The organism is Streptomyces sp. NPDC001903 (assembly GCF_042891345.1).
GTDB lineage: Bacteria > Actinomycetota > Actinomycetes > Streptomycetales > Streptomycetaceae > Streptomyces.
Genome location: NZ_JBIASZ010000010.1, coordinates 1 through 26,983, shown reverse-complemented (window position 1 = coordinate 26,983; position 26,983 = coordinate 1). Strand labels below are relative to the sequence as shown.

Annotated in this window: 24 protein-coding genes and 1 riboswitch; of the genes, 14 read left to right on the top strand and 10 right to left on the bottom strand. The window is 73.7% G+C overall.

The features are described from left to right. Position 1: 1 nt before the first annotated feature. On the bottom strand, positions 2–2,134 hold the full coding sequence (locus tag ACFYZS_RS22270; RefSeq protein WP_389015242.1) for an acyl-CoA dehydrogenase: 2,133 nt from the start codon (positions 2,132–2,134) through the stop codon (positions 2–4). Positions 2,135–2,515: 381 nt separating this feature from the next. Between ACFYZS_RS22270 and ACFYZS_RS22265 the strand changes: the two genes are divergently transcribed. After that, positions 2,516–3,379 carry a polyprenyl synthetase family protein gene (locus ACFYZS_RS22265; protein ID WP_389015239.1) on the top strand — a complete coding sequence of 288 codons (864 nt, stop codon included), beginning with the start codon at positions 2,516–2,518 and terminating at the stop codon, positions 3,377–3,379. A gap of 6 nt (positions 3,380–3,385) precedes the next feature. Here the strand turns inward: ACFYZS_RS22265 and ACFYZS_RS22260 are convergent, their stop codons facing one another. Continuing rightward, positions 3,386–4,441: a right-handed parallel beta-helix repeat-containing protein gene (locus ACFYZS_RS22260; protein ID WP_389015236.1), complete on the bottom strand. Its 1,056-nt coding sequence runs from the start codon at positions 4,439–4,441 to the stop codon at positions 3,386–3,388. Positions 4,442–4,627: 186 nt separating this feature from the next. Here ACFYZS_RS22260 and ACFYZS_RS22255 point away from each other — a divergent pair, with 186 nt between their 5' ends. The 5 genes from ACFYZS_RS22255 to ACFYZS_RS22235 all read left to right on the top strand — a co-directional run bounded on the left by ACFYZS_RS22255 (position 4,628) and on the right by ACFYZS_RS22235 (position 11,256). Next, positions 4,628–5,275, top strand: coding sequence for a class I SAM-dependent methyltransferase (locus ACFYZS_RS22255; RefSeq protein ID WP_389015233.1), 648 nt, complete (start codon positions 4,628–4,630; stop codon positions 5,273–5,275). Positions 5,276–5,428: 153 nt separating this feature from the next. After that, the gene (locus tag ACFYZS_RS22250) at positions 5,429–6,385 is read left to right on the top strand and encodes an N-acetylmuramoyl-L-alanine amidase (RefSeq protein ID WP_389015230.1); all 957 of its coding nucleotides are present in this window, start codon (positions 5,429–5,431) and stop codon (positions 6,383–6,385) included. A 136-nt stretch (positions 6,386–6,521) separates the two neighbouring features. Beyond that, positions 6,522–7,331 carry a hypothetical protein gene (locus ACFYZS_RS22245; RefSeq protein WP_389015227.1) on the top strand — a complete coding sequence of 270 codons (810 nt, stop codon included), beginning with the start codon at positions 6,522–6,524 and terminating at the stop codon, positions 7,329–7,331. A gap of 104 nt (positions 7,332–7,435) precedes the next feature. Beyond that, entirely contained in the window at positions 7,436–8,446 is a 1,011-nt protein-coding gene (locus ACFYZS_RS22240; RefSeq protein ID WP_389015224.1) for an LLM class F420-dependent oxidoreductase, read from the top strand. Positions 8,447–8,520: 74 nt separating this feature from the next. Continuing rightward, positions 8,521–11,256: a PKD domain-containing protein gene (locus ACFYZS_RS22235; RefSeq protein WP_389015221.1), complete on the top strand. Its 2,736-nt coding sequence runs from the start codon at positions 8,521–8,523 to the stop codon at positions 11,254–11,256. Between the two features lie 67 nt (positions 11,257–11,323). On the opposite strand, the gene ACFYZS_RS22230 is transcribed toward ACFYZS_RS22235, so the two are convergent. Together ACFYZS_RS22230 and ACFYZS_RS22225 are read right to left on the bottom strand one after the other, a co-directional pair. Further along, a complete protein-coding gene (locus tag ACFYZS_RS22230) occupies positions 11,324–11,719 on the bottom strand; it encodes a hypothetical protein (RefSeq protein WP_389015218.1) in 396 nt (131 codons plus the stop codon). A 76-nt stretch (positions 11,720–11,795) separates the two neighbouring features. After that, positions 11,796–12,479 (bottom strand): hypothetical protein, encoded by a 684-nt coding sequence (locus ACFYZS_RS22225; protein ID WP_389015835.1) that lies wholly within the window; start codon positions 12,477–12,479, stop codon positions 11,796–11,798. Between the two features lie 134 nt (positions 12,480–12,613). Between ACFYZS_RS22225 and ACFYZS_RS22220 the strand changes: the two genes are divergently transcribed. Beyond that, complete coding sequence (locus tag ACFYZS_RS22220; RefSeq protein WP_063755638.1) at positions 12,614–12,916, top strand: hypothetical protein; 303 nt, start codon at positions 12,614–12,616, stop codon at positions 12,914–12,916. A 93-nt stretch (positions 12,917–13,009) separates the two neighbouring features. Here the strand turns inward: ACFYZS_RS22220 and ACFYZS_RS22215 are convergent, their stop codons facing one another. Genes ACFYZS_RS22215 through ACFYZS_RS22205 form a run of 3 tightly spaced genes read right to left on the bottom strand, consistent with a single transcriptional unit; the run spans position 13,010 to position 16,195 of the window. Further along, the gene (locus tag ACFYZS_RS22215) at positions 13,010–14,092 is read right to left on the bottom strand and encodes a prenyltransferase (RefSeq protein ID WP_389015215.1); all 1,083 of its coding nucleotides are present in this window, start codon (positions 14,090–14,092) and stop codon (positions 13,010–13,012) included. Then, on the bottom strand, positions 14,089–14,823 hold the full coding sequence (locus ACFYZS_RS22210) for a class I SAM-dependent methyltransferase (RefSeq protein ID WP_053693378.1): 735 nt from the start codon (positions 14,821–14,823) through the stop codon (positions 14,089–14,091). The genes ACFYZS_RS22215 and ACFYZS_RS22210 overlap by 4 nt, the downstream gene beginning before the upstream one ends. A gap of 58 nt (positions 14,824–14,881) precedes the next feature. Continuing rightward, positions 14,882–16,195 carry a glycosyltransferase family 4 protein gene (locus ACFYZS_RS22205; protein WP_389015212.1) on the bottom strand — a complete coding sequence of 438 codons (1,314 nt, stop codon included), beginning with the start codon at positions 16,193–16,195 and terminating at the stop codon, positions 14,882–14,884. Positions 16,196–16,446: 251 nt separating this feature from the next. Between ACFYZS_RS22205 and ACFYZS_RS22200 the strand changes: the two genes are divergently transcribed. After that, positions 16,447–17,061: a TetR family transcriptional regulator gene (locus tag ACFYZS_RS22200; protein ID WP_389015209.1), complete on the top strand. Its 615-nt coding sequence runs from the start codon at positions 16,447–16,449 to the stop codon at positions 17,059–17,061. Positions 17,062–17,093: 32 nt separating this feature from the next. Here the strand turns inward: ACFYZS_RS22200 and ACFYZS_RS22195 are convergent, their stop codons facing one another. The 3 genes from ACFYZS_RS22195 to ACFYZS_RS22185 all read right to left on the bottom strand — a co-directional run bounded on the left by ACFYZS_RS22195 (position 17,094) and on the right by ACFYZS_RS22185 (position 19,404). Beyond that, complete coding sequence (locus tag ACFYZS_RS22195; RefSeq protein ID WP_389015207.1) at positions 17,094–17,597, bottom strand: hypothetical protein; 504 nt, start codon at positions 17,595–17,597, stop codon at positions 17,094–17,096. A gap of 92 nt (positions 17,598–17,689) precedes the next feature. Further along, entirely contained in the window at positions 17,690–17,923 is a 234-nt protein-coding gene (locus ACFYZS_RS22190; protein ID WP_054223178.1) for a ferredoxin, read from the bottom strand. Between the two features lie 5 nt (positions 17,924–17,928). Beyond that, entirely contained in the window at positions 17,929–19,404 is a 1,476-nt protein-coding gene (locus tag ACFYZS_RS22185) for an aldehyde dehydrogenase (RefSeq protein ID WP_389015205.1), read from the bottom strand. A gap of 214 nt (positions 19,405–19,618) precedes the next feature. Here ACFYZS_RS22185 and ACFYZS_RS22180 point away from each other — a divergent pair, with 214 nt between their 5' ends. The 6 genes from ACFYZS_RS22180 (at position 19,619) to ACFYZS_RS22155 (ending at position 26,954) form a co-directional block, all read left to right on the top strand. Then, entirely contained in the window at positions 19,619–20,776 is a 1,158-nt protein-coding gene (locus ACFYZS_RS22180) for an MBL fold metallo-hydrolase (RefSeq protein WP_389015202.1), read from the top strand. 101 nt (positions 20,777–20,877) lie between these two features. Continuing rightward, positions 20,878–20,952, top strand: a riboswitch (cobalamin riboswitch). A gap of 135 nt (positions 20,953–21,087) precedes the next feature. Beyond that, positions 21,088–22,329: a prenyltransferase/squalene oxidase repeat-containing protein gene (locus ACFYZS_RS22175; protein WP_389015200.1), complete on the top strand. Its 1,242-nt coding sequence runs from the start codon at positions 21,088–21,090 to the stop codon at positions 22,327–22,329. Beyond that, the gene (locus ACFYZS_RS22170; protein WP_389015198.1) at positions 22,329–23,003 is read left to right on the top strand and encodes an SCO2322 family protein; all 675 of its coding nucleotides are present in this window, start codon (positions 22,329–22,331) and stop codon (positions 23,001–23,003) included. The genes ACFYZS_RS22175 and ACFYZS_RS22170 overlap by 1 nt, the downstream gene beginning before the upstream one ends. Next, a complete protein-coding gene (locus ACFYZS_RS22165) occupies positions 23,000–24,268 on the top strand; it encodes an energy-coupling factor transporter transmembrane protein EcfT (protein WP_389015195.1) in 1,269 nt (422 codons plus the stop codon). Before ACFYZS_RS22170 ends, ACFYZS_RS22165 begins: the two co-directional genes overlap by 4 nt. Next, positions 24,265–26,154: an ABC transporter ATP-binding protein gene (locus tag ACFYZS_RS22160; RefSeq protein ID WP_389015192.1), complete on the top strand. Its 1,890-nt coding sequence runs from the start codon at positions 24,265–24,267 to the stop codon at positions 26,152–26,154. The genes ACFYZS_RS22165 and ACFYZS_RS22160 overlap by 4 nt, the downstream gene beginning before the upstream one ends. Further along, positions 26,151–26,954 carry an ECF transporter S component gene (locus ACFYZS_RS22155; RefSeq protein ID WP_389015189.1) on the top strand — a complete coding sequence of 268 codons (804 nt, stop codon included), beginning with the start codon at positions 26,151–26,153 and terminating at the stop codon, positions 26,952–26,954. Before ACFYZS_RS22160 ends, ACFYZS_RS22155 begins: the two co-directional genes overlap by 4 nt. Positions 26,955–26,983 lie beyond the last annotated feature (29 nt).

Genomic DNA, 26,983 nt, shown 5'->3' with positions numbered 1-26,983 from the left:
TTCAGTCCCTGGGGAGGCCGAGAATCCGCTCGGCGACGACGTTGAGCTGGACCTGGGTGGTACCCCCGGCGATGGTCAGGCAGCGGGACATGAGCATCCCGTGCACCGCCCGCTCCCCCGCCCCTTCCCGCACCGCTCCGGCCGGGCCCAGCAGTTCGAGCGCGAGCTCGGCGGTCCGCTGCTGGTGCGGGGTCTGGACGAGTTTGCGTACGGAGGCACCGGCGCCCGGCTCCAGCCCCGAGACCTGCTGGAGCGTGGTGCGCAGCCCGATGCAGGCCAGGGCGTGCGCCTCGGCGGTGAGCGCCCCGATCCGCGCCCGGTACGCCCCGTCGAGGTCGGCCGAGCGGGCGATCAGCGCCTCCAGGCCGGTTTCGAAGGTCATCTGGTCGGCCATGTGGACCCGCTCGTTGCCGAGGGTGTTGCGGGCGACCTTCCACCCGCCGTCGGGCTCCCCGACGAGGGCGTCGGCGGGCAGCACCACGTCGTCGAACCAGACCTCGTTGAACAGGGCCTCGCCGGTGATCTCCTTGAGCGGGCGCACGTCGATGCCGGGGGTGGCCCGCATGTCGACCACGAAGTAGCCGAGCCCCTTGTGCTTGGGGGCGGCCGGGTCGGTCCGGGCCAGCAGGATCCCGAAGTCGGCGCTGTGCGCGGAACTCGTCCACACCTTCTGTCCGTTGATCTTCCAGGAGCCGTCCGCGGCGCGCTCCGCCCTGGTCCGCAGCGAGGCCAGGTCCGAGCCCGCCCCCGGCTCGGAGAAGAGCTGGCACCAGGTGACGTCCCCGCGCAGGGTGGGCAGTACGTAGGCCTCGCGCTGCGCCTGCGTCCCGTAGGCGAGCAGCGAGGGGACGACCCAGGTGGCGATCCCGAGGTCGGCGACCGAGACCCCGGCCGCCGCCAGCTCCTGCTGCACGACGAGCTGTTCGACGGGCCCGGCGCCGAGCCCGTACGGGGGCGGCAGGTAGGGGGCCGCGTAGCCGGTGGGCGCCAGGACCCGGCGGGCGGCCGCCGGGTCGAGGCCGCGCGCGTCCTCGACGGCGGCCCGGGCCCGCTCCCGGTACGCCTCGGCCCGGGGCGGAAGTTCCAGGCGCAGCTCCCGCCGCGCGCCGCCGGCCGCGAGCCGCACCGCCCGCATGCGGTGTCCGTCACCGGCGCCGAGCAGCTGGCGGGCGACGATGGCGCGGCGCAGGTGGATGTGGGCGTCGTGTTCCCAGGTGAAGCCGATGCCGCCGAGGATCTGGATGCAGTCCTTGGCGCAGGAGTAGGCGGCGTCGAGCGCGCTCCCGGCGGCGAGCGCGGCCACGAGCGAGCGCACCTGCGCCGGCTCCTCCGCCGCCTGGGCGGCGTCCCAGGCCAGGGCCCGGGCCTGTTCGAGGCGTACCAGCATGTCGGCGCACAGGTGCTTGACGCCCTGGAACTGCCCGATCGGGCGGCCGAACTGCTCGCGGACCTTGGCGTACTCGGCGGCGGTGTGCAGCGCCCAGGCGGCGGTCCCGCAGGCGTCGGCGGCGAACAGGGTGCAGGCCAGGTCCCGCACGAGGGCCGCGTCGAGATCGAGAGCGCGGTCGGCCGGGACGGTGACCCCGCGGGCGCGCACCTCGGCGGTGGGCCGGGTCGGGTCGGCGCTGTCGTGCGTACGGATGTCCAGCGCGGCGGCGTCCACGGCGAACCAGCAGGTCCCGTGCGCGGCTTCGGCGGCGAGCACGACGAGGTCGGCCTCCCCGGCGCCGAGCACCGGGGGCGCGAGACCGTCGAGCAGGTGCCCGCCGCCCTCGACGGCGACGGCGGTCAGGCTCCCGGGGCCGAGGGCGACGGCGCCGACCCGCCCTTCCAGGGGCTCGGCCCCGGCCCGGTCGAGCAGTACGGAGGCCAGCGCGCTCGGCAGGAACGCCCCGGGCAGCGCCGCCCGGGCGGCCTCCTCGACGACGACGGCCAGGTCGAGGAGGGTGCCGCCCTCCAGGTGCGGCTCCAGCAGCCCCTGCGCGGCCATCGCGTCCCAGTAGGCGGGCCGCACCCCGGTCTGCGGCGGGGTGTCGAGCAGCTTGCGCACCTCCTCGGGCGGCACGGCGCGCGCCGTCCAGCCGCGCACGGCCCCGGCCAACTCCCGCTGTTCTTGCGTGATTCCGATGCCCATGCGCGGCAGAGTAGAACACGTTCCATTCTGACGGAAGGTCAGATCCGATCGGGGCCGTTCCGGCCGCCGGGGCGCGGGGCCGGCGGCCGCCGGCCGGACGGTGTGGTCCGAGCGCCACGGACCTGAACCGGTCATGTCCGGAAATCGCTCTAGATCCCTCCGCGCCAAATGACCGAATCTGGGGCGTCGACGCCGAGCCCAATTCATTTCAGGAAGGAAATGGCCGTGAATTGCACCACGTATATGGATCTCCATCGGCACGTCGCCCAAGACATCCAGGCGGAATTGGACGCCGCCGTCTCGACCCTCACTCCCCCTTCGGGTACGGGCGCCGCGAACGCCGCCGGTAACGCAGTGAACAGACTCCTCAGGCATCAAAAAATGCGGCATCCCCTCTCCGTGCTCCCGATGATGGTCCACGCGATCGAGACGGGGGATCCCGGACCGGCCGCCCCGCTCGCCGCCGTGCACGTGCTCTGGTGGACCTCGGCCTGCTACCTCGACGACCTGGCCGACGGGCACGGCAGGAAGGCCTCCGCCGCCATCGGCCAGGACGAAGCCCTGCTGGCCTCGGTGCTCAGCGGCACGGTGCTGCCGATCCGGATCGTCCGCTCGCTCCCGGTGCCGGCCGCGCTCCAGGTCGCGCTCAGCGCCGAGATCGCCACGGGCTGGGCGGTGGGAGCCGAGGGCCAGCTGACCGATATCGAAGCCGCCGCCGAGCACGCCACCCGGAACTCGGTGATCGAGACCTACCGCGGGAAATCCGGCGGCCCCTACTCGATGATCACGGCGATGGCGGCGTTATTGGCGGGCGCTAGTGACGAAAGAGTCGAACTGTGGCGGGAGTTCGGATACATATTCGGCATTCTGTGGCAGCTGTTCAACGACCAGGAAGACATCCTGACCGGCCGCGATGAGGACCTCCACAACGGGACGGTCACCTATCTGCTCACCTGCGCCCTCGACGACGCGGCCACACCGGAGGTCCGGGAGGACATCGTGGGCCGGAGCGTCGCGGCACGCCACTGCGGACAGGCCCGCGCGGAGCTCGGCCGCCTCCTCCTCACGCCGGACGTGCTCGACCGGTACGCCGCGGGCCTCGACTCCTTCCGCGCCGAGGCCCACCGCCTGCTCTCCGCGCTCGGCGGCGACGAGCGCCACCTGCCGGGCATGCGGCACCTCGTGGACCACGCGGCGCGGATGCTCCTGCGGGCACGCCCCGTCCCGGCCGCGGCCGCCGTGTAGGACCCGTCAGTCGGCGCAGCCGGCGAACACGCCCGGGGCGCAGTTGGTCGGGTAGTTGCCGGCCACGGTGGTGGCGGTCAGCGAGACGGTGCTCGCGTGGTTGAAGATGCCGCCCGGCGCGCCGCCGGCGTAGTTGTCGGTCACCGAGCTGTCGCGCAGGACGAGGGAGGCGCCGGAGATGTTGGAGATGCCGCCGCCCGTCGCCCCGGTCGCGAGGACCCGGTTGGCGAAGACCCTCGTCCGCTCCAGGGTCAGGTTCGACCGGCGGTTGAGGATGCCACCGCCGCCGTCGTTGTCCTCGGCCGTGTCGTTGCCCTGCACGAGGGTGTCCGTGACGGTCCCCGTCAGCATGAAGGCGCTGATCCCGCCTCCGTCGAGCCTGGCCGCGTTGTCGGTCACCCGGCTGGCGCCGAGGGTCAGACCGCCGCGCGCGTCCAGCCCGCCTCCGGTGTCCTTGGCCGTGTTGCCGGTGATGGTGGTGTTCGAGATGTTCGCGGTGCCGGAGCTGTGGACACCGCCTCCGTTGTTCGTGGAGATGTTGTGGCTCACGGTGCTGTTGCGGAGGTTGAGCGTGCCGGAGCTGGCGATACCGCCCCCGGCCCCGGAGACCGCCGAGACGTTCCCGGTCACGGTGACGGAGTCGAGGGTGAGCACGCCCTCGCTGGCGATGCCGCCGCCGCCCGCGCCTGCGCTCTGCGACCGGCCGCCGCGGATCGTCAGGTCGTTCAGGGTGAGCCTGCCGTTCGGAGCACTGACCTCGAAGATCCGGAACCCGGTCGCCGACTGGCGGCGGATCGTGCTGCCGTTGCCCACCACGGTGATGTCGCCGGTCACCCGCGGCAGGCCGTTGCCCGGGTTGTCGGGGGCCGTGAGGGTGTACGTGCAGCCGGGCGAGAGGAAGAGGTGCGCGGGCCCGGCGGCGTCGTTCGCCGTGGTGATGGCCCCCTTGAGCGCGGCGGCGGTGCACGGCACGAACTGCTGCGCGCGGGCCTCGGCGGCGGGCAGGGCGACCACGGTCGTGAGGGCGGCCGCCGAGGCGGCGAAGACTCCGAGTCTGAACATGCCGGCCAAAGTACGTATATCGCATCAGCGGACCGCGGCACGGAAGGGTGACGCGCCGCGGCCGGTCCCCCCGAGGAGGGAGCCCCGCCCGCCGGTCGGCCCCCGCCATGGTGCGCTACCGGCCGGTAGGGCACCATGGGCGCCCAGCCCACCCGCAGCACAGCACCGCACCGCCGGAGGAACCCCATGGCCGCCGCCACCCCCAAGCCGGAGATCCTGGCCGCCTTCGAGGCCGCCAAGGGGTTCATGCCCGTACGCGAGGGCCTCGCCCTGTACGAGGCGGCCGCCGCCGCGGCGGCGCTCGGGCTGCCGCTCCTGGAGGTCGGCACGTACTGCGGGCGCTCCACCATCCTGCTGGCCGACGCCGCCCGCGAGGCCGGGGTGGCCGCGATCACGGTCGACCACCACCGGGGCAGCGAGGAGCAGCAGCCGGGCTGGGAGTACCACGACCCGACCGTCGTGGACCCGGAGGTCGGGCTGATGGACACCCTCCCGACCTTCCGCCGCACCCTCCACAAGGCGGGCCTGGAAGAGCACGTCATCGCGATCGTCGGCCGCTCCCCGCAGGTCGCGGCGGCCTGGGGCGGCAAGCTCGGCTTCGTCTTCGTCGACGGCGGCCACACCGACGAGCACGCCGCCGGCGACTACGAGGGCTGGGCCCCGCACCTCGCCGAGGGCGGGACGCTCGCCATCCACGACGTGTTCCCCGACCCGGCCGACGGCGGCCAGGCCCCGTACCGGATCTACCTGCGCGCCCTGGCCTCGGGCGCCTTCGAGGAGGTCACGGTGACCGACTCCCTCCGCATCCTGCGCCGCACCGCCCCGGGCATCTAGGCCGTGTCTTTCGGATCAGGCCCGGCCCGCCCGATCCGAAAGACACGGCCCAGGCACCCGCCCGGCGGCGCACGTATAAGCGGATAAGCGCACCACGCCCCCATATGGCCCACGGTCCGGGCCCGCGGCGGGCCGCCGGTCTAGCATCGCGACGTGCGCTACGACGACAGTCCCCCCTCCCCCGAGTCCGCCTCCTCGGTCAGCCCGGAGCGGCGGTGGTTCACGCGCCGCTCCGGCCTCGCCGTCGGGGCCGCCGTACTCGCCCCGACCCTCCTTGCGGGGTGGGTCCTCGTCCAGGTGACCACCGGCGCGGGGGCGGACGACGCCCGCCCGCCCCGGATCGTGATGCCGGCCGACTCCCCCTCGTCCAGCCCGACCACCTCCCCTGCGTCTTCCCCGACCGCCTCCCCCGCCTCGGCCGCCCCACAGGCCAAGGGCCCGCTCGCCGGCAAGACCGTGGTCATCGACCCCGGCCACAACACCGGCAACTTCCAGCACACCTCCGAGATCGACAAGAAGGTCGACATCGGCACCGCCCGCAAGGAGTGCGACACCACCGGCACCACCACCAACGCCGGTTACAAGGAAGCCGAGTTCACCCTCGACGTGTCCCGCCGGCTGCGCACCGTCCTGGAGGCCAAGGGCCTCAAGGTGGTCCTCACCCACGAGGCCGACCGCGCCTGGGGCCCCTGCATCAACGAGCGCGCCCGCATCGGCAACGAGGCCGCCGCCGACGCCGTGGTCTCGGTCCACGCCGACGGGGTCTCCGAGGGCAGCCGCGGCTACCACGTCATCCTCCCGGCCAAGGTCAAGGGCGGTGCCGCGGACACCGCCAAGATCGTCGGCCCCTCCCGTGACCTCGGCGAGCGGATCGGCTCGAACTTCGCCCGGACCACGGGCTCCGCCCCCGCCAACTACCTCGGAAGCGGAACCGGCTTGGTCGTCCGCGACGATCTGGGCGGACTCAATCTCTCGACCCGGCCCAAGGTGTTCATCGAATGCGGCAACATGCGTGACGCCAAGGACGCGGCGCTGCTGACGAGTCCGGAGTGGCGGCAGAAGGCCGCCCAGGGCATCGCGGACGGCATCGTGGGCTTCTTGGGCGGGTAGTTCCCCCGGGACAGCCTGCCGCCCCGATCCTCTCGGTTGCCGGGAACCTCCGTACCATGGTCCCGCCCGCCCCGCTCCTGCACGTGCGCGACCGCGGCACCACGAGACGACCGAGACCGAGAAGGACACCTAAGACGTGAACATCCGCTCCCTCACTCGAGGCGACGGCGTGGTGATCGGAGCAGCGGCGCTGCTGTTCATCGCCTCGTTCCTCGACTTCTACTCCGCGACCGGCCTCGACCTGCCGAGCGTGTGGGACACCGACGTCTACCGTCTGGCGCTTCCCACCATCTTCCTGCTCGGCTTCATCGCGGCCGGCCTGCTCATCGCGGCCCGCTTCCAGCCGGAGACCCGCAAGCTCGCGGGCCTGCCGCTGGCCGCGTGGGGGACGGTGCTCGCGGTCGCGGCCGCCTGGTCCTCCCTCTGGTCCCTGATCACCAGCCCGAGCGGCGCCGACCTCGGCGCGGGCTGCATCATCGCCTTCCTCGCCACCCTCGCGCTGGCCGGCGTGGCCGTCGCGGGCGCGAAGATCCCCGCGCTCGCCGGCGGCCTGGTGCCCGAGCCGAAGCCCGTCGCCCCCGCGCCGTACGGGGCCCAGCCCCAGCCCGGCACCGGGTACGGCTACCCGGGCGCCCAGCAGGGCCAGCCGTACGGGTCCACCCCGCAGCCGGTCCCGCCGTACGGCGGCACCCCCAACCCGACGCCGAACCCGGGCCAGCAGGACGCGGCGCCCGCCCCGGCGGCGGACTTCACCCCGTTCTGGTTCGCGGTCCCGGTGGCCCGCCCCCTCTTCCCCGAGGACGGCTCCCCCACCCCGATCGCCGAACTCGCGCCGGGCACCTGGTACCTGGCGGTGGACCAGCGCGGCCCGGCCACGCTGATCGCCCAGACCCAGGACGGCCGCCGCGGCGTCCTGAACGACACCTCGGGCATCCAGCGCGGCTGACGCCGCCCGCTCCGTACGGCCGACGGCCCCCCGCCCTTCCGGGTGGGGGGCCGTTGCCCTACAGTCACCTGACGCATCGTCAGATACGGCTGGAGGGGACGTACATGCGCCTCGGACTCGCACTCGGCTACTGGGGCCGCGGCCCCGACCGGTCCCACCTCGACCTCGCCGCCGAGGCCGAGAACCTCGGCTACGACTCGGTGTGGACCGCCGAGGCCTGGGGCTCGGACGCCTTCACCCCGCTCACCTGGATCGCCGCGCACACCTCGCGGATCCGCCTCGGCACCGCCATCGCCCAGATGGCCGCCCGCACCCCCACCGCCACCGCCATGCACGCCCTCACCCTGGACCACCTCTCCGGCGGCCGGATGATGCTGGGCCTGGGGCTCTCCGGCCCCCAGGTGGTCGAGGGCTGGTACGGGCGCCCCTTCCCCGCGAGCCCCCTCACCGCGACCCGCGAGTACGTCGACGTCGTCCGCCAGGTGCTGCGCCGCGAGGGGCCCGTCGCCCTCGACGGCCGCTTCCACCAGCACCCGTACCGCGGGCAGGACGGCACCGGCATCGGCAAACCGCTGAAGCCGATCACCCACCCGCTGCGCGCGGACCTGCCGCTCCTGCTGGGCGCGGAGGGCCCGAAGAACATCGCCCAGACCACCCGCATCGCGGACGGCTGGCTCCCCCTCTACTGGTCGCCGACCCGCACCGACGTCTACCAGGCCTCGCTGGCCGACCTCCCCGAAGGGTTCATGATCGCCCCGATGGCCCGGGCGAAGGTCTGCGACGACGTCTGCGAGGGCCTGCTCCCGGTCAAGGCGATGCTCGGCTTCTACATCGGCGGGATGGGCCACGCGGCCCGCAACTTCCACGCGGACCTCATGGCGCGCATGGGCTACGAGGAGGAGGCCCGCCGCATCCAGGAGCTGTTCCTGGCCGGGCGCCGGGAGGAGGCGGTCCTCGCCGTCCCCGACGCCTTCGCCGACGAGATCTCGCTCATCGGCCCGCGCGAACGCATCGCCGAACGCCTCGACCTGTGGCGCAAGGGCCCGGTCACCGACCTGCTCGTGACGGCCCCGGACCCGCACACGCTGAGGGTCCTGGCGGAGCTCAACAACTAATCACATGTGACAGCGACTGTCCGAAAGTAGATGATGATCGTCGCCATTCGTCTCCTGCCGGAAAGAACCCCCTGGTGCGTCCCACTCGTACGACCGTCCTGCTGACCACAGGCCTCGTCACCCTGCTCGGGATCCCGGCCGCCGCCGCAGCCGACACCCCGTCCACGCTCTACGTGAACAACTCCGCCTCCGCGCCCAGGTGCTCCGATACCGGACCCGGATCCGAGGACGCTCCGTTCTGCACGATCTCCGCGGGCGCCAAGGCCGCACAGCCCGGCCAGACCGTGCAGGTCCTGGCGTACAAGTCGTACGACGAGATCGTCACCGTCGACCGCTCCGGGGAGCCGGGCAAGCCCATCTCCATCGTCATGCGGCCGAACACCGGCGGCCCCGTCCGGGTCAAGGGTCTCAAGGTCCAAGGCGCCTCCCACGTGGTGGTGCGCGGGCTGACCTCCACCGGAGGCATCCAGGTCAGCGGTTCCACCGACATCGAGCTGGACCGGATCACCCTCGCCTCGCAGACCGAACCCGTCGTCATCGGCGCGGAAAGCGTCGACGTGCGCGTGACCAGGAGCAACCTGCTCTCCCCCGTCCGGATCGAGGGCGGCTCCCGGGGCACCGTGCTGGGCCGCAACCAGATCCGCGGCGGCATCGCGGCCGCGGTCGACGCGGTCGGGGCCCCGGGCACCATCGTCACCAACAACACCCTCTACCTCAGCTGCGATGCGGCCGTCTCCTTCCGCGGCGGCTCCACCGGTTCCGGGGCGTTCAACAACCTGATCTACACCAGCGCCCCCAAGTCGTGCGTCAACGCCGACCCCCGCAGCGGCATCCTGGTGGGCCAGGACTCCGCGGCCGGCACCCGCGCCGACCACAACCTGCTGGCCGGCTTCCCGGCGGACGGGGTGGTCCCCTACAAGTGGGCCGACGTCGTCCACGCCACCCCGGCGGCGCTCCGGGCGGCGACCGGCCAGGGCGCGCACGACATCCTGACCGCGAACACGTGGGACGTCGGCCCGTGGGACCGCTCCCCCAACGTCGACTCCGGTGACTCGGCCGCGCCCGGCGTCCTGCCCACCGACTACAACGGGTACCCGGTGGTGGACGACCCGCTCGCGCCCAACACGGGCAAGGACGGCGGCTTCATCGACCGCGGCGCCCACGAGCTGCAGGACACGGTGCGCGACGTCCGGCTGGAGATCGCCCAGAACTGGGCCCCGGTCGGCACCACCGTCCAGGCGAAGGCCGTGGCGGACAACAACTGGCCCGGCACGCTGACCTACCGCTACGACTTCGGTGACGGGACGGCTCCGGTCGTCACCAAGGAGGCCGCCGCCGAGCACGTCTACCAGTCGCCCTGCGCGTGCACGGTCAGCGTGAAGGCCATCACCGCCGCGGGGAACGAGGCCTACCGCCAGCAGTCGATCAAGGTGACCCCGGCCTCGCCGCTGACCACGGCCTTCACCGCCCAGCCGTACCTGCCGAGCGCGAGCGACCCGAACCAGCTCGTGACTCCGCTGGCCATCGAGGTCGACCCGCGGAGCTCCACCATGCCGTGGCCGATCGTGCGGATGGACGTGGACTACGGTGACGGTGCCAAGGAGGTCAGCGACCCGATCATCACCACCCGCCACGCCTACAAGCAGCCCGGCACGTACAAGGTGACGGTGACCCTCCAGGACGCCAAGGGCGCCACCTCCACCGCCGAACGGACGGTGCAGGTCGCCTACACCCCGGCCGGCTACGTCGCCGTCGCCCCGTCCCGCGTCCTGGACACCCGTACGACCGGCTCGCCCGTCCAAGGCGGCACCGCCACCCCGATCGACGTTCCGGTCCACTACTACAGCTCCGGCCCGCACCACACGGCCGGCGCCTCCGCCGTGGTCCTGAACGTGACCGTCACCGGCGCCACCGAGGACACCCACCTCAGCGTCTGGCCCTCGGGCCAGTCCCGCCCGGTCACCTCGAACGTCAACGTCAAGGCGGGCGGCACCTCCTCCAACACCGTCACCGTGCCCGTCGGCGCCGACGGCAGGATCTCCGCGCAGCTCAACTCCGGCAAGGCCGCGCTCATCGTGGACTACGTCGGCCACTACCAGCCGAACACCGGGCAGCGCTTCACCCCGCTCGCCCCGACCCGCGTCGCCGACACCCGCACCGCGGGCGGCGCCCTGGGCGGCGGCCAGACCCGTACGGTGAAGGTCGCCGGCGTGAACGGCATCCCCGCCGACGCCACCGCCGTCGCCTTCAACCTGACCGGCACCGGCTCCACCGAGAACGCCCACGTCATCGCCTACCCGGAGGCGGACAAGCGCCCGGCCACCTCGAACCTCAACCTCGAACCCGGCAAGGACAAGTCCAACCAGGCCATCGTCCCCGTCGGCCCGAACGGCACCATCACCCTCTACACCAACACCGGCTCCACCCACCTGGTGCTGGACGCCGTCGGCTACTACGCCAAGGACGGCAAGGCCCTCTTCACGCCCGTCGTCCCGCAGCGCCTCGCCGACACCCGCAGCACCGGGAAGCTGGCCCCCGGCGCGACGACCACCGTCGCCGGGATCCCGGCGAACGCGATCGGCGCGGCCCTGAACGTCACGGCCACCGACACCGCCGGCCCCGGCTTCCTCACCGTGTACGGACACGGCGGCACGCGCCCCGAGGCCAGCAGCCTCAACACCCGCCCCGGTGAGACCGTGCCCAACCACGTCACCACCCCGGCGGCCGACGGCCGCGTCACCGTCTGGAACAGCTACGGCGGCAGCAACCACGTGATCACCGACCTGTTCGGCTACTTCACCGCAGGCTGATCACACACCGCAGCACACCGGAGCCCCGGCCACCGCGCACACGGCGGTGACCGGGGCTCCCGGCGTGTCAGGGGGCGGGGGCGTCCGCGTCCGGGCCGGCCTGGGGAACGGCCTCCAGGAGTTCGCGAAGGTCCAGCGGCATGACCGCGATCTCGATGGTCCCGGCGGCCGCACCGGCCTCACCGTCCGCGGCGCTCCCGTACGCACAGGACACGATCCGCGAGCCGGGGTTGATGGAGATGCCCTCCTTCACGGACGGCGCCCGCACCCCGGTGGCCCGGCCGCCGGTCAGCGGTACGGGCTCACCGCGCCGGGGCACCCAGCGCGCCCCGCCGGGGCCCGTGAACACCCGGCCCATGCGCCAGCGGCCCGCGCCGGCCGGATGGCGCACCATGCACGGGATCCCGTCCGGACTGCCGGCCGCGAGCCGCTCGCGCCGCTTGCGCCGAAGGAACTCGATCATCCGTCCATTGAAACAGCCCGCGGACCGGCCGGGCGACGCTGCCCTGCCGGCCCGCGGAGCACGAGGGGCCGCAGGCCTATCCGCCGCTCAGCTGGGACAGGCTCGGGACCTTGTCGGTCACCGTGGCGCCGGCGCCCGCGCCCGCGTCCTTGACTCCGGTGATGACGTCCTGGAGGGAGTTCAGGTCGGCGTCGCTCGCATCGCCCTTGCGCAGCTTGGACCCCAGCCCCTTGAGGGACTCGATGCCCGCCGTCAGCGGGGCCACCGCCTTCGACAGCAGCGGGTCGCCCTTGGCGTTGTCCGCCGCCGCCTTCAGCCGGTTGTACGCGAAGGCGCCCGCCAGGCCCGCCTTGACGAGGGCGAACGTACGGCCCTTGGCGCCCTTCTTGAACTTGCCCGCACGGTACGGCTTGATGATCCACTGGTACGTGGCCCCGGCCGCGAGGCCCGCGTTGGCGATGAAGCGCGTCTTCGCGAACTTCTGCTTCTCCACGGGGGTGCTGGGCGAGGGCGAGGCCGCGGCCGCCTCGTCGGCGGTCTCCTGCCAGGCGGCCGCCTGCGCGGTCAGCGCCTGCACGGCGAGCGCCTCGTCGGCCGCCGCCTGCTGCGCGGCCACGGACACGGCGATGTCGGAGCGCGCCGGCTCACCGCCTCCGGACCCACTGGCGGAGCCGCCGCCGCAGGCGGTGGCGCCGGCGAGCAGCGCACCGGACACGAGCAGGGCGGTGCAGGCGCGGCGGAAACGGGTGCTGGTGGGTATGGACTCGCTGGGTTTCGACACAGTGGGCCTCCGGGGAGTGAGGTGTCTCCCGCAGCGTCACCCGGGCCCCCGTGCTGCGCCACTTGGCTGACCCGTTCGGGTTTGCTTCACCCGGACGGGGCAAGACGCGGTGCATGCGCACACACACCGGAGTACACGCCCGTGGAGGCGTTCAAGCCGGCCGGGTCGTCGCCGCGGTGGCGGACGTCATGGCCTTCACGATCGGCTTGTGGGTCCTTCTCTACTTCCTCGACGCCAACCGGGGCAACGGCCTCGTGGAGTTCGTCCACGACGCCGCCACCTGGCTGGCCGGCTGGTCCTACGACCTGTTCACCTTCGACCGGGAGTGGGTCCAGGTGGTGGTCGGCTACGGCGTGGCGGCCGTGGCCTACCTGGTCATCGGCCACCTGGTCGCGGGCCGGCTCTACCGCCGCTGACCGAGCGTCCCGCCACGGGCAGGCCCCCGTCCGCGGCGGCCTGCCCCGCCATGCCCGCGACCCCGCCATGTCGGCAGCCCCGCCGGACACCGCCTACCGGCAGCAGTCGGGCTCCAGCCCGGAGGGCAGCTCCAGCCCCCCGAACACCGCCCCGGTGGCCTCGTCCCCGCCCAGTGCCGCCACGGCGAGCAGCAGCGACCCGGCCGTCCAGGTCGTCTGCTCGACCGGCCACACCGCCTTGTCCTCGAAGACGTAGCCCGTCCAGTACATGCCGTTGTCCGCGCGCAGGTGCGTGATCGAGCGCAGGATCTCCAGCGCCCGGTCCGATTCGCCCATCGCCCACAGCGCCAGCGCCAGTTCGCAGGACTCCCCTCCCGTCACCCACGGGTTCGGCAGGACGCAGCGCACGCCGAGCCCGGGGACCACGAACTCGTCCCAGCGCTCCTCGATCCGCGCCTTCGCCTCCGCGCCGCCGAGCGCGCCGCCCAGCACCGGGTAGTACCAGTCCATCGAGTACCGGGACTTGTCCAGGAACCGCTCCGGGTGGCGCCGGATCGCGTGCCCGAGAGCCCCCGCCGCCAGCTCCCAGTCCGGCTGCGGCTCCTCGCGGTGCTCGGCGATCGCCAGCGCGCAGCGCAGCGCCTGGTGGATCGAGGAGGAGCCGGTGAGCAGCGCGTCCGTGACGGCGCTGCCGTCGGCCTCCCGCTTCCAGCCGATCTCCCCGCCCGGCTGCTGGAGTCCGAGGACGAACTCGGTCGCCGCGAGCACGACCGGCCACATGCGGTCCAGGAACGGGTCGTCGCCGGTGGCCAGGTAGTGGTGCCAGACCCCTACGGCTATGTACGCGACGAAGTTGGACTCGCGGCTCGCGTCCTGCGGCGCGGCGGTGTCCACCCCGTCCGGCCGGTCGGCGTAGGCCGCGTACCAGGAGCCGTCGGCGTTCTGGTGCCGGGCCAGCCAGTCGTACGCCCGTTCCGCCGCCTCGTGCTCGCCCGCCGCGTCCAGGGCCATCGCGGCCTCGGTGTGGTCCCACGGGTCCAGGTGGTGGCCGCGGAACCACGGGATGGCCCCGTCCGAGCGCTGTGCGGCGAGGATGCCGGCCACCGTCCCGGCGGCCTCCTCGGCGGTCAGTACGCCGTCCAGGACCAGGCGTTCGGTGCGCCCGGGCGAGCTCACTTCGCCGCGCCGACGGGAAGGTGCGGCTTCGTCGCGTACGCCACGAAGCTCTTGCCGATGACCGGGTTGAGCGCCTGCTCCGCGAGGCGCGTGGCCAGCGGCTTCTTCATGATGTCCCAGACCAGGAGCTTGTGGTACGCCTTCACCGGCAGCGCCTGGTCGTTGTCGACGCCGAACGCGCACTTGAGCCACCAGTACGGGGAGTGCAGCCCGTGGGCGTGGTGGGTGCCGTACGGCTTGAGGCCGGCGGCCTCCATCTTCCCGAGCAGCTCGTCGGCCTTGTAGATGCGGATGTGGCCGCCCTCGACCTCGTGGTAGGCGTCGCTCAGCGCCCAGCAGATCTTCTCCGGGCCGTAGCGCGGCACGGTGATGGCGATGCGGCCGCCGGGCTTGAGGACCCGGACCATCTCGGCGAGCACGCCCTTGTCGTCGGGGATGTGCTCCATCACCTCGGAGATGATGACGACGTCGAAGGACTCGTCGGGGAAGGGCAGCGCCAGCGCGTCGCCCTCCATGGCGGTGGCGGTGGCGCCGGCGGGGGCCTCACCGGCTTCCTTCATGGCGGCGAACCACTTGGCGACCTCGCGGATCTCCTCGCCGTTGCGGTCGACTGCGACCACCTGGGCGCCGCGCCGGTAGCACTCGAAGGCGTGCCGGCCGGCGCCGCAGCCCAGATCGAGCACGCGGTCGCCTGCGGCGAGCGGGAACCGGGAGAAATCGACGGTCAGCACGGGGTCCTGCCTTCGCGGTCGCGGGGGTGTTCGGGGGTGGTGTGGAAAAGGCGGAAGGTCACCGCGCGCGGCGGGTGCGGGCGGCCTGCTTGACGGCGGCGCGGTAGTGCGCGGCGGTGCCCTCGGCGGCTCTGGCCCACGTGAACCGGGACAGCACCCGCTCGCGTCCGGCCGCGCCGAGGCGGGCCCGCAGCTGCGCGTCGCCCAGCAGCCGGCCCAGCGCGACGGCCAGCGCGCCCGCGTCGCCGGGCGGCACCGCGAGGCAGGTCTCGCCGTCCGGGCCCGCGACCTCGGGGATCGCGCCGCCGGTGGTGGCGACCAGCGGGGTGCCGGTGGCCATGGCTTCGGCGGCGGGCAGCGAGAAGCCCTCGTACAGCGAGGGCACGCAGGCGATCTGCGCGCTGCGCACCAGGTCGACGAGCTCGGCGTCGGTGATGCCCTTGACGAAGCGGACGGCGTCCTGCAGCCCGTACGTCTCGATCGCGCGGGCGACGGGGCCCTGTTCGGCGCGCTTGCCGACGACGACGAGGTGCGCCTCGGGCTGCTCGGTGCGCAGCTTCGCGAGCGCCTCGACGAGGTGGACGAGGCCCTTGAGCGGGACGTCGGCGCTGGAGGTGGTGACGATCCGTCCGGGCACCTCGGCGACGGACGCGTCGGGCGACCACAGGTCGGTGTCGGCGCCGATGTGGACGACGTGGATGCGCTCGCCGCGCACGCCGAGGTGCTCGGCGATCTCCTGCTTGGAGGAGCCGGAGACGGTCAGCACGGAGGGCAGCCGGCGGGCGACGCGCCCCTGCATGCGCGTGAAGCCGTACCAGCGGCGGACGGAGAGCCGCTTCTTGCGGTCCTGCGCGGCGTCCAGGTCCAGCTGCCGGTCGACGGTGATGGGGTGGTGGATGGTGGTGACCAGCGGGGCGCCGAGGTCGGCGAGCAGGCCGTAGCCGAGCGTCTGGTTGTCGTGGATGACGTCGAACTGACCGGCGCGGGCGGCGAGATGGCGCCGGGCCCGCAGCGAGAAGGTCAGCGGCTCGGGGAATCCGCCGGTCCACATGGTGGCGACCTCGACCGCGTCGATCCAGTCCCGGTACTCGTCGCGCTTCGGCGTGCGGAACGGGTCGGGGTGCCGGTACAGGTCCAGGCTCGGCAGTTCGGTGAGCGTGGCGCCGGTGTCGAGGACCGGGTACGGCTGCGCGCCGATGACCTCGACGCTGTGGCCGAGCTTCACGAGCTCCCGCGAGAGGTGCCGGACGTAGACGCCCTGACCGCCGCAGAACGGGTTCCCCTTATAGGTGAGGAGTGCGATGCGCAACGGGCGGTCGCCGTCGGTGGCGGCACCCGCGAAAGGGCTCGTCACCATGGCCTCAGCGGTCACTCTCGGCCCCCTTCTCCCTGCACTTTCGCCGGAGCGTAACCGCTCGCATAATGTAGAACAAGTTTCAGACTTGATCCGTCGAAGACCATTGAATCTACCGGCCGGAAACCACACCGTAAGAGGCGGAGCAGGTGATTCGCGCCACGGCTCCGACGCCTGACATGCTGGCCGCCGATCACCTGTCGACAACACGACGTGAACAGTGCGGAAGTCAGCAGCACAACGACACGGAACGCCATGGAACGGGACAGATGACAGCGGATGCGAAAGCCGTCGCCACGACGGCGTCCCCTCCCCTGACGGAGCGCCAGGAAGCGCGCCGCCGCCGGATCCTGCACGCCAGCGCACAGCTGGCCAGCCGGGGCGGCTTCGACGCCGTCCAGATGCGGGAGGTCGCCGAGGCCGCCGGGGTCGCGCTGGGCACCCTGTACCGGTACTTCCCGTCGAAGGTGCACCTGCTCGTCGCCACCATGCAGGACCAGCTCCAGCACATGCACACGACGCTCCGCAAACGCCCCCCGGCGGGCGAGGATCCGGCGGCCCGCGTCGCCGAGACCCTGATGCGCGCCTTCCGCGCGCTGCAGCGGGAGCCGCACCTCGCCGACGCGATGGTCCGCGCACTCACGTTCGCGGACCGCAGCGTGAGCCCCGAGGTGGACACGGTGTCCCGGCTGACCACGGCGATCATCCTGGACGCGATGGGCCTGGAGGCCCCGCCGACGGCGGAGCAGCTCTCGGCGGTCCGGGTGATCGAGCACACCTGGCACTCGGCGCTGATCACCTGGCTCTCGGGCCGCGCCTCGATCGCCCAGGTCAAGATCGACATCGAGACGGTCTGCCGCCTGATCACCCTGACGGCCCCCTGACGGAGGCCGGAGCGAAGCGGCCGCTACGCCCGTCAAGCGGCGCACCGCGCACTGTTGAGAGCGGTCTCGGCACCCTTGTCGTAGCCGTCCTGCCAGTTCGGATCGGGTGCGGCCAGCTTCGGCGGGTTCTTCGTGCAGGTCGCGAGGGTGTCCTTGAGCCCTTGCTGGAAGCCCTTGCCGTACTGCTCCTCGCCCTGGTTCGTCGACGTGGTGTCGCCGACGCACGTCGTGCGCTGGTTCTGAGCAGGGGTGGGCGCGTTGGCCCATTCGACGGTGTACGTGCCCGCGGGCAGCTTGGGGATCGTGGTCTCGCCCTTGTGGACGATCTTCGAGACGTTGCTGCCCGTCTCCGTCACCCGCAGGTCACCGCTGAACCCGGACACGGTGAGGGTCACGGTGTTCAGCGGACCGGCCTTCGCCGTGCAGGTGGCGGTGACCAGGGTCGGCGGAGCCGCCAGGGCATGCGCGGCCGGGAACAGCGCGACCGGAAGGACGGCGAGTGCTGCGGCGAGGGCCGGTCGGCCGGGTCCGTTCATGGTTCAGCCTTCCCCTTCGGACCTCCCCTTCCGATGCTCCTCCCGCGCCGCGCCCCTGTCGACCGGGAGACCGCCGCCGAAGCCCCCGCCCGCTACTCCTCCGGAGGGAACACCGCCTCCCCGCTCCCCGCCAGCGTGATCAGGATCGCCTCCACCGGGCAGCCCTCGGCCGCCGTCAGGATCGGCTCGTTCGCGTCCGTCTCCGGATCCCGCGGATGCGACTGGCGCGCCGAGTCCAGCGCGAAGCCCTCCGGCGCGTGGTTCACGCACATCCCCGAGCCGATGCAGACCCCCCGGTCCACCTCCACCACCCAGCGGTCACCCACGGCGCTCACGCACCCGCCGCATTGCCCGCCGCGTAGCCCGCCGGCAGGTGGATCATCTTGTGCTCCAGGTACTCGCTCAGCCCTTCGGGACCGAACTCCCGGCCCACGCCGCTGTTCTTGTAGCCGCCGAACGGCCCCAGCATGTCCAGGCTGAAGGTGTTCACGTTGAAGGTGCCGGTCCGCACCTGCCGGGCGAAGTCGATGCCGTGCTCGACGTCCCCCGTCCAGACGCTGCCGCTCAGACCGAACTCCGAGTCGTTGGCGACCCGTAGCGCCTCCGCCTCGTCCCCGTACGGGATCAGGCAGACGACCGGCCCGAAGATCTCCTCGCGGGCGATCCGCATCGAGTTGTCCACGTCCCCGAAGAGCGTCGGCTCCACGTACCAGCCCCGCTCCAGCCCCGCCGGGCGGCCGCCGCCCGCCAGGACCTTCGCGCCCTCCTCCTGCCCGATCCGGATGTAGTCCAGCGAGCGCCGCTGCTGGCGCTCGGCCACCAGCGGCCCGAGCTGCGTCGCCGGGTCCAGCGGGTCGCCGACCACCAGTGCGCCGGCCGCGGCCGCGAGCGCCTCGGCCACCTCCTCGTACCGGCTGCGCGGCGCGAGCACCCGGGTCTGGGCCACGCAGGCCTGGCCGTTGTTCATCCAGGCCGCCGGGACGATGCCGGCGATGGTCGTGTCCAGGTCGGCGTCCGGCAGGATCACGGCGGCGGACTTGCCGCCGAGCTCCAGCGTGACCCGCGTCAGGTTGCGGGCGGCGACCTCCATCACGCGCCGGCCGGCCGCGACCGAGCCGGTGAAGGCCACCTTGTCGACACCGGGGTGGCCGACCAGGTACTCGCTGACCTCCCGGTCGGCGGGCAGGATCGACAGCACTCCCTCCGGCAGCCCGGCCTCGCGCGCGATGTCGGCGAGGATGTACGAGTCGAGGGGCGATTCGGGGGACGGCTTGAGGATCACCGTCGACCCGGTCAGCAGGGCGGGCGCGAGCTTGGCGGCGGCCACGAACTGCGGCACGTTCCACGGGATGACGGCCGCGACCACGCCCACCGGCTCCCGCCGCACCAGGATCGGCCCGAGAGCCCCCTGGCGGTGTTCCTCGTACGGATAGGCGCGCGCGACCTGGATCGCGGCGTCGTAGACCATCATCGGTCCGAGCGCCTGCGCGAGGACGCTCCAGGAGTACGGGGACCCGTTCTGCGAGCTGATCGAGCGGGCGATCTCCTCGTGCCGGACGGCGATCGCGTCCTTGATCCGGGTGACGACGGCGATCCGCTCGTCCAGGGACATCCGGGGCCAGGGCCCCTCGTCGAAGGCCTTGCGCGCGACCGCGACGGCGCGGTCCACGTCCGCGCGGGAGGCGTGCGGGACGCTGCCGATGACCTGCTCGGTGTGGGGGGAGACGATCTCGATCGTGTCGGTGCCCAGCGGATCCGTCCACTCCCCGCCGATGAACAGGTGTCCGTGTTCCACGAGCTCGGTCATGGCTGCTGCCTCCTGCGGCTTGACGTTCCCGAACTGATACCAGTTCTAGTTCCAGGAGTCCACGGCCAGGACGCAACGGCCCGGAAGATCCAATGCGGGGTTGCGACTAGTCAGAACCGGCTGCAGATGGTCGACTTGGGCGACTACTGGAACACGTTCTCGTGAGAGTGAGCCGGGCGGCGCAGACGCGCCCAGGCGCAGACAGGGAGCCCTCATGCCGCAGGACATGCCGCAGGACACGCCACCGCAGGCCGCGCCGCCCGCCGCCCCCGGGGCCACAGCCCCCGCCACCCCGGCCGCGCCCCCCATCACGCCAGCCGTCACGCCGCCGGTCACGCCCCACGTCACCGACCACGGCGGCGGCGTCCGCGGCATCAAGGTCCCGATCCCCGACAACCCGCTCGGCCACACCCTCGTCCACGTCCTCGACACCGACCGCGGCCCCGTCCTCGTCGACACCGGCTGGGACGACCCGGAGTCCTGGGACACCCTCGTCGCCGGCCTCGACGCCCTCGGCATCGCGATCGCCGACGTCCACGGCGTGGTCATCACCCACCACCACCCCGACCACCACGGCCTGTCCGGCCGGGTCCGCGAGGCCTCCGGGGCCTGGATCGCCATGCACGCCGCCGACACCGAGGTCGTCGTACGGACCCGCTCCGCGGAACCCGGCACCTGGTTCGACTACATGAGCGAGAAACTGGCCGCCGCCGGAGCCCCCGAGGAGCACATCGCCCCCCTGCGGGCCGCCCGCGCGAGCGGCCGCATGCGCACGCTGCCGGGTCTGCGGGCCGCGGTCCCCGACCGGGAGATCGTCCCCGGCGAGCTGCTCCCCCTCGCCGGACGCCGCCTGCGCGCCATCTGGACCCCGGGGCACACCCCCGGCCACGTCTGCCTGCACCTGGAGGAGCGGCACCCGGCGAACCTCCCCGGCAACGGCCGGCTCTTCTCCGGGGACCACCTGCTGCCCGGCATCTCCCCGCACATCGGCCTCTACGAGGACCCGTCGTCCGAGCTGGTCACCGACCCCCTCGGCGACTACCTCGACTCCCTCGAACGCATCGGCCGCCTCGAACCGGCCGAGGTCCTGCCGGCCCACCAGCACGCCTTCACCGACGCCCCGGCCCGGGTGCGCGAACTGCTGGACCACCACGAGGAGCGGCTGACCGGCCTGCGGGAACTGCTGGCCGAGCCGCTGACCCCGTGGGAACTGGCGGAGCGCATGGAGTGGAACCGGCCCTGGGAGCAGATCCCGTACGGCTCCCGCAACATCGCCGTCTCGGAAGCGGAAGCCCATCTGCGGCGGCTGGTGAAGCAGGGCCGGGCGGAGGCGGTCCCGGGCAGCGACCCGGTCACGTACCGCGCGCTGTGACGGCGGCGGGCCCTGCGGTAAGGGGTGCTCCGCCCCCACGCCACCCTTCCGGGCTGCTACGGGCCGGTACAGTGAACCAGTCGTCCACCCTTCCGTACGGGGGAAAGCCGGTGCGATTCCGGCGCTGACCCGCAACCGTGACCCGCCCCGGCCCCTGCCGGGCGGGGAGCCGGACCGCCCCGTACGCGAGGTGCGCGGCTCGCGCCGCCGGAGCCCCCGGCGGCCGGCACCGTCGAGGTAAACGGAGCCGGAGCCCGGTGCCCTGTACGGGCCTGCTCTCCTGCTCCCCAGCACGAGAGGCACCCGCCCCCATGAACGTCCGCCGCAGCGCCGCCGCGCTCGCCGCCTCCGCCGTGCTCTGCGTGGGCGCCGCCCCCGCAGCCCTCGCCGCGCCCTCCCCCTCCACCCCGCCGGCCCCGGTGATCCCCTCCGGTCTGTTCGGCAAGAAGGACCCGACGTACGACGGCGTGTGGCGGCAGTCCTTCGCGCTGCTGGCCCAGAACACGGTCGGCGTGAAGCCGGCCAAGGAGGCCGTCGACTGGCTCGCCGGCCAGCAGTGCGCGGGCGGCGGCTTCGCCTCCTTCCGCGCGGACGCGGCCGCGGCCTGCGACGACAAGACGATGTACGACACCAACGCCACCGCGGTGGCCGTGCAGGCGCTGAAGGCGCTGGGCGGCCGGGACGCGGAGGTGAAGAAGGCCGTGGACTGGCTGAAGTCCGTCCAGAACGAGGACGGCGGCTGGGCCTTCGTCCCCGGCACGCCCAGCGAGGGCAACTCCACCTCCATCGTCATCGGCGCGCTGGCGGTGGCGGGCGAGAAGCCGGCCGAGGTGAAGTCGAAGGCCGGCAAGTCCGCGTACGAGGGCCTGCTCGCCTTCCAGCTCGGCTGCGCCGCCGAACCGGCCGCCGACCGGGGCGCCTTCGGCTACCAGCCCGCGCCCGACGGCAAGCTGGCGGCCAACGCCGACGCCACCGCCGCCGCGGTCCTGGCCGGCCTGGGCCAGGGTGCGGTGGTCTCCCCGTCCGCCGCGGACACCCCCGCGGCCGCACTGGCCTGCCCGGCCGCCGCCGCCGACCCGGCGGCCGCGGCCCAGGGCGCGGCCGGCTACCTGGCCGAGACGCTGAAGAAGGACGGCCACCTCACGGCCGTCACCCCGGGCGCGGACCAGCCGACCGCGGACACCGGCAACACCGCCGACGCGGTGATCGCCCTGGCCGCGGCCGGGCACAAGCAGTCGGCGGCCGGCGCGCTGGAGTGGCTCAAGACGAACTCGGCGGAGTGGGCCAAGGACAGCCCGGCGGCCCTCGGCACCCTGGTCCTGGCCGCGCACGCGACGGGCACGGACCCGAAGGCGTTCGGCGGCACGGACCTGGTGACGGCCCTGAACGCGACGGGCCCGGCGCCGAAGACGGCGGAGGCCGAGGCGGACAAGGCGCAGGAGAAGTCGGACGACTCGGGCTCGAACGTCTGGTGGATCGTCGGCGCCGGCCTGGCCGCCGGCATGGGCATCGGCGTCCTGCTGAGCGGCCGCCGGAAGAAGAACCAGCTCTGATGCGCCGCCGCAGCCCGACCCCGCTGGTCCTCGCGTTCGGCGTCCTCCTCACCCTCCTGGCCTCCTCCCCGGCACTGGCGGCGGGCTACCGCTACTGGTCGTTCTGGGAGGCCTCGGGCGGCCAGTGGCAGTACGCCACCCAGGGCCCCTCGACGGCACGTCCGGCGGACGGCGCGACCCTGGGCTTCCGCTTCTCGGTGAGCCAGGACGCGGCGGCCGAGGCGGCCAAGCCGCGCGCCGCGGCCGATTTCGCTGCGGTCTGCGCGGCCACTCCTGCCGCGGAGGGCCGCAAGCGGATCGCGGTGGTCGTGGACTACGGCGTCCCGGCGGACGCCCCGGCCGGCGACGCCCCGCCGCAGGACACCCCGCGCACGGCCTGTGCCCAGGTCGCCCCGGACGCCACGGCGGCCGAGGCCCTGGCGGCGGCCGCCAAGCCGCTCCGCTACAACAGCGCGGCACTGCTGTGCGCGGTGTCGGGCTACCCGAAGCAGGGCTGCGGCGAACCGATCGCGGACACGGCGCAGAAGCCGAACCCGGATCCGAGCGCGAGTCCGAAGACCTCGGCGGAGCCGAAGGCCGAGGACGGCGGCCCGGCGACGTCCCTCCTGGTCGGCCTGGCGGCGGTGGCCGCCCTGGCGGCGGCCGCGGTCTGGCAGTCCCGCCGCCGCCGATGACATCCCCGGCCACCCCCGACGGCCCGGCGCTCCGGGCCACCGGGGCCGCCCGCACGGCTGGTGCGGGTACGACCCGGACCCGCCGTCCCGCACCCGACGACCTGACCCCGGCCGGGCCCGGCGGGGCCGGGGCGGGTGGTCCCGGGTTCCGCCTCTCGTACGAAAAAATCGCGGCCCCGCGCGCCCGGCGCGGCAACGCCCTGCATGCGGGGGCGTGGTGGCTGTGGGCGCTCGGGCTCGCCACCGCCGCCTCGCGCACCGCCAATCCGCTGCTCCTCGGCCTCGTCGTCGGCGTGGCCGGCTACGTCGTGGCCGCCCGCCGGACCGCCGCCCCCTGGGCCCGCTCCTACGGCGCGTTCCTCAAGCTCGGCCTCTTCGTCATCGGGCTGCGGCTGCTCTTCTCGGTGCTGCTCGGCTCCCCGATCCCCGGCGCGCACGTCCTGTTCACCCTCCCCGAGGTGCCGCTGCCCGGCTGGGCGGCCCAGGGGATCCGCCTCGGCGGCCGCGTCACCGCCGAGCAGCTCGTCTTCGCCTTCTACGACGGCGCCAAGCTGGCCGCCCTCCTCGTCTGCGTCGGCGCCGCCAACGCCCTCGCCAACCCGGCGCGGCTGCTGAAGTCCCTCCCGGCCGCCCTCTACGAGGCCGGGGTCGCCGTCGTCGTCGCCATGACCTTCGCGCCGAACATGGTCGCCGACGTGGCCCGGCTGCGGACCGCCCGCCGCCTGCGCGGCCGCCCCACCGGCGGAGTCAAGGCGATCCTCCAGATCGGCCTGCCCGTGCTGGAGGGCGCGCTGGAGCGCTCCGTCGCCGTCGCCGCCTCGATGGACGCGCGCGGGTACGGCCGGACCGCGCAGGTCCCGCCCGCCGTCCGGCACACCACCAACGTCCTCACCCTGGGCGGGCTGCTCGGCATGTGCGCCGGCACGTACGGACTGCTGGCCGCCGAGGGCGCCGCGTACGGGCTGCCGGTCCTCGTGATCGGGCTCGGCCTGGCGCTCGCGGGGCTGCGCCTGGGCGGGCGGCGCAGCATCCGTACCCGCTACCGGCCCGACCGGTGGGGGTGGCGGGCCTGGGTGGTCGCCGGTTCGGGTGCAGCGGTGGCCGCCGCCCTGATCCGCGCCGGGGCGGTGGACCCGGCCGCCCTCCAGCCCGGCGTCGTCCCGCTGGTCGCCCCGACCTTCCCGCTGTGGCCGGCGGCGGCGATCCTGATCGGCCTGGTCCCGGCGTTCGTGGCCCCCGTACCTCCGAAGGAGGAATCGCAGTGATCCGCTTCGAGCAGGTGTCGGTCACGTACGACGGCGCCGCGCAGCCCGCCCTGCGCGATGTCGACCTGGTGATCCCGGAGGGCGAACTCACGCTCCTGGTCGGCCCGTCGGGCGTCGGCAAGTCCACCCTCCTCGGTGCCGTGTCCGGCCTGGTCCCGCACTTCAGCGGGGGCACGCTGCGGGGCCGGGTCACGGTCTGCGGCCGCGACACCCGCACCCACAGGCCGCGCGAGCTCGCCGACGTGGTGGGCACGGTCGGCCAGGACCCGCTCGCCCACTTCGTGACGGACGTGGTGGAGGACGAGCTCGCCTACGGCATGGAATCGCTCGGCCTGGCCCCGGCCGTCATGCGGCGCCGCGTCGAGGAGACCCTGGACCTGCTGGGCCTGAACGAACTGCGCGACCGCCCCATCGCCACCCTGTCCGGGGGCCAGCAGCAGCGGGTCGCGATCGGCTCCGTCCTGACCCCGCACCCGAAGGTCCTGGTCCTGGACGAGCCCACCTCGGCGCTGGACCCGGCGGCCGCCGAGGAGGTGCTCGCGGTGCTCCAGCGCCTCGTGCACGACCTCGGCACGACGGTCCTGCTGGCCGAACACCGTCTGGAGCGGGTGGTCCAGTACGCGGACCGGGTCCTCCTCCTCCCGTCCCCGGGCGCGCCCCCGGTCCTCGGCAGCCCGTCCGAGATCATGGCCGTCTCCCCGGTCCACCCCCCGGTGGTGGCCCTGGGCCGGCTGGCGGGCTGGTCCCCCCTCCCCCTCTCGATCCGCGACGCCCGCCGCCGGGCCCCCGCCCTCGTGGCCCGGCTGCCCCTCACCCCGCCCGCGGCCGCCGCGGCGTCCGAGGCGCGGGGTCCGGGGCGGAGCGTCGGCGCCGGGAAGGGACCAGGGCTCCGGGAGGAAGCCCAGCGCGGCGGCCCCGGCGCAGGCCCCGGCCTCCTGGCCCGCCTGCTCCGCCGCAGCGAGCCGGCCCCGGGTCCCGCGATCGGGACCGGCCCGCAGGGCGGTGACCTGGGCGGCGGGCGCCCGGAGCCCGTCGCCAGCGTCCAGGCGCTCTCCCTCCGCCGCGGCCGCGCCGAGGTCCTCCACGGCGTCGACCTCTGCGTCGCCCCCGGCGAGACCGTCGCCCTCATGGGCCGCAACGGCGCCGGCAAGTCCACCCTCCTCGCCACCCTCATCGGCACGCTCGCCCCCACCACCGGCACCGTGACCGTCCGCGGCCGCACCCCCCACCGCACCGCACCGCAGGAGATGGTCCGCCGCGTCGGCCTCGTCCCCCAGGAGCCCCGCGACCTCCTGTACGCCGACACCGTGGCCGCCGAGTGCGCCGCGGCCGACGCCGACGCCGGCGCGGCCCCCGGCACCTGCCGGGACCTGGTCGCCGCCCTGCTGCCCGACGTCCCCGACGACACGCATCCGCGGGACCTCTCCGAGGGCCAGCGCCTGGCCCTGGCCCTGGCTCTCGTACTCACCGGCCGGCCCGCCCTGCTCCTGCTCGACGAGCCGACCCGCGGTCTGGACTACGCGGCCAAGGCCCGCCTGATCGAGATCCTGCGGGCGCTGGCAGCCGAAGGGCACGCCATCGTGCTCGCCACCCACGACGTGGAGCTCGCCGCCGAGCTGGCCCACCGGGTCGTGATCCTGGCCGGCGGCGAGATCGTCGCGGACGGCCCGACCGCCGAGGTCGTCGTCTCCTCCCCGGCCTTCGCACCGCAGGTGGCCAAGATCCTGGCCCCGGCCCCCTGGCTCACGGTGACCCAGGTCGCGAACGCCCTGGCCGAGGCGGCAGCGGAGGCAGAGGAGAAGGACGAGGACGAGGACGAGGCGAACGCCCCCACCGAGGCGGAAGCCGAAGCCGGGGCCGAACCGCGAGCCGAGGCCACACCATGAGCAGCCGCCCCCTGCGCATCGGCCCCCGCGCCGCCGCCGCGCTGCTCCTGGTCACCCTCATCGGCATCGCGGCGTTCGGCTGGCCCCTGCTCGCCGACCGCCAGTCCGGCCTCGCCCACTCCCAGGACGCCCCCTGGCTCTTCGCCGGGCTGCTCCCCCTCCTCGTCGCCGTCGTCGTCGCGACCATCGCCGACCAGGGCATGGACGCCAAGGCGGTGGCGATGCTCGGCGTGCTCGCCGCGGTCGGGGCCGCCCTGCGGCCGCTGGGCGCGGGCACGGCCGGCCTGGAGCCGATGTTCTTCCTGATGGTGCTGAGCGGCCGCGTCCTCGGCCCGGGCTTCGGCTTCGTCCTCGGCTCGGTCACGATGTTCGCCTCCGCCCTGCTCACGGGCGGGGTCGGGCCGTGGATGCCGTTCCAGATGCTGGCGATGGGCTGGTTCTCGCTGGGCGCCGGACTGCTGCCCGGCGCGGAGAGGCTCCGGGGCCGGGCGGAGCTGCTGATGCTGTCGGCGTACGGGTTCGCGGGCTCGTTCGCGTACGGCACGATCATGAACCTGCAGGGCTGGGTGCTCCTGCAGGGCATGGGTCAGGGGATCTCGTTCCACCCGGGGGACCCGGTCCCCGCCAATCTGGCGCGCTTCGCCGCGTACTGCGCGGCGACCTCGCTGGGCTGGGACCTGGGCCGGGCCGTGCTGACCGTCGTACTGACCCTCACGATCGGCGGCACGCTGCTGAGGGCGCTGCGGCGGGTGGTGCGGAAAGCGGCGTTCGAGGCCCCGGTTTCCTTCGGTTCGCGTTGAAAGTGGCCCGGCCCACACACCATTCCGCG

Coding starts and splice junctions, on each gene's coding strand:
- ACFYZS_RS22265 (WP_389015239.1), top strand. CDS start 2,516: ATGCGGCATCCCCTCTCCGTGCTCCCGATGATGGTCCACGCGATCGAG.
- ACFYZS_RS22180 (WP_389015202.1), top strand. CDS start 19,619: ATGCCGCAGGACATGCCGCAGGACACGCCACCGCAGGCCGCGCCGCCC.
- ACFYZS_RS22165 (WP_389015195.1), top strand. CDS start 23,000: ATGACATCCCCGGCCACCCCCGACGGCCCGGCGCTCCGGGCCACCGGG.
- ACFYZS_RS22230 (WP_389015218.1), bottom strand. CDS start 11,719: ATGATCGAGTTCCTTCGGCGCAAGCGGCGCGAGCGGCTCGCGGCCGGC.
- ACFYZS_RS22170 (WP_389015198.1), top strand. CDS start 22,329: ATGCGCCGCCGCAGCCCGACCCCGCTGGTCCTCGCGTTCGGCGTCCTC.
- ACFYZS_RS22220 (WP_063755638.1), top strand. CDS start 12,614: ATGCGCACACACACCGGAGTACACGCCCGTGGAGGCGTTCAAGCCGGC.
- ACFYZS_RS22155 (WP_389015189.1), top strand. CDS start 26,151: ATGAGCAGCCGCCCCCTGCGCATCGGCCCCCGCGCCGCCGCCGCGCTG.
- ACFYZS_RS22200 (WP_389015209.1), top strand. CDS start 16,447: ATGACAGCGGATGCGAAAGCCGTCGCCACGACGGCGTCCCCTCCCCTG.
- ACFYZS_RS22255 (WP_389015233.1), top strand. CDS start 4,628: ATGGCCGCCGCCACCCCCAAGCCGGAGATCCTGGCCGCCTTCGAGGCC.
- ACFYZS_RS22260 (WP_389015236.1), bottom strand. CDS start 4,441: ATGTTCAGACTCGGAGTCTTCGCCGCCTCGGCGGCCGCCCTCACGACC.
- ACFYZS_RS22195 (WP_389015207.1), bottom strand. CDS start 17,597: ATGAACGGACCCGGCCGACCGGCCCTCGCCGCAGCACTCGCCGTCCTT.
- ACFYZS_RS22175 (WP_389015200.1), top strand. CDS start 21,088: ATGAACGTCCGCCGCAGCGCCGCCGCGCTCGCCGCCTCCGCCGTGCTC.
- ACFYZS_RS22240 (WP_389015224.1), top strand. CDS start 7,436: ATGCGCCTCGGACTCGCACTCGGCTACTGGGGCCGCGGCCCCGACCGG.
- ACFYZS_RS22270 (WP_389015242.1), bottom strand. CDS start 2,134: ATGGGCATCGGAATCACGCAAGAACAGCGGGAGTTGGCCGGGGCCGTG.
- ACFYZS_RS22185 (WP_389015205.1), bottom strand. CDS start 19,404: ATGACCGAGCTCGTGGAACACGGACACCTGTTCATCGGCGGGGAGTGG.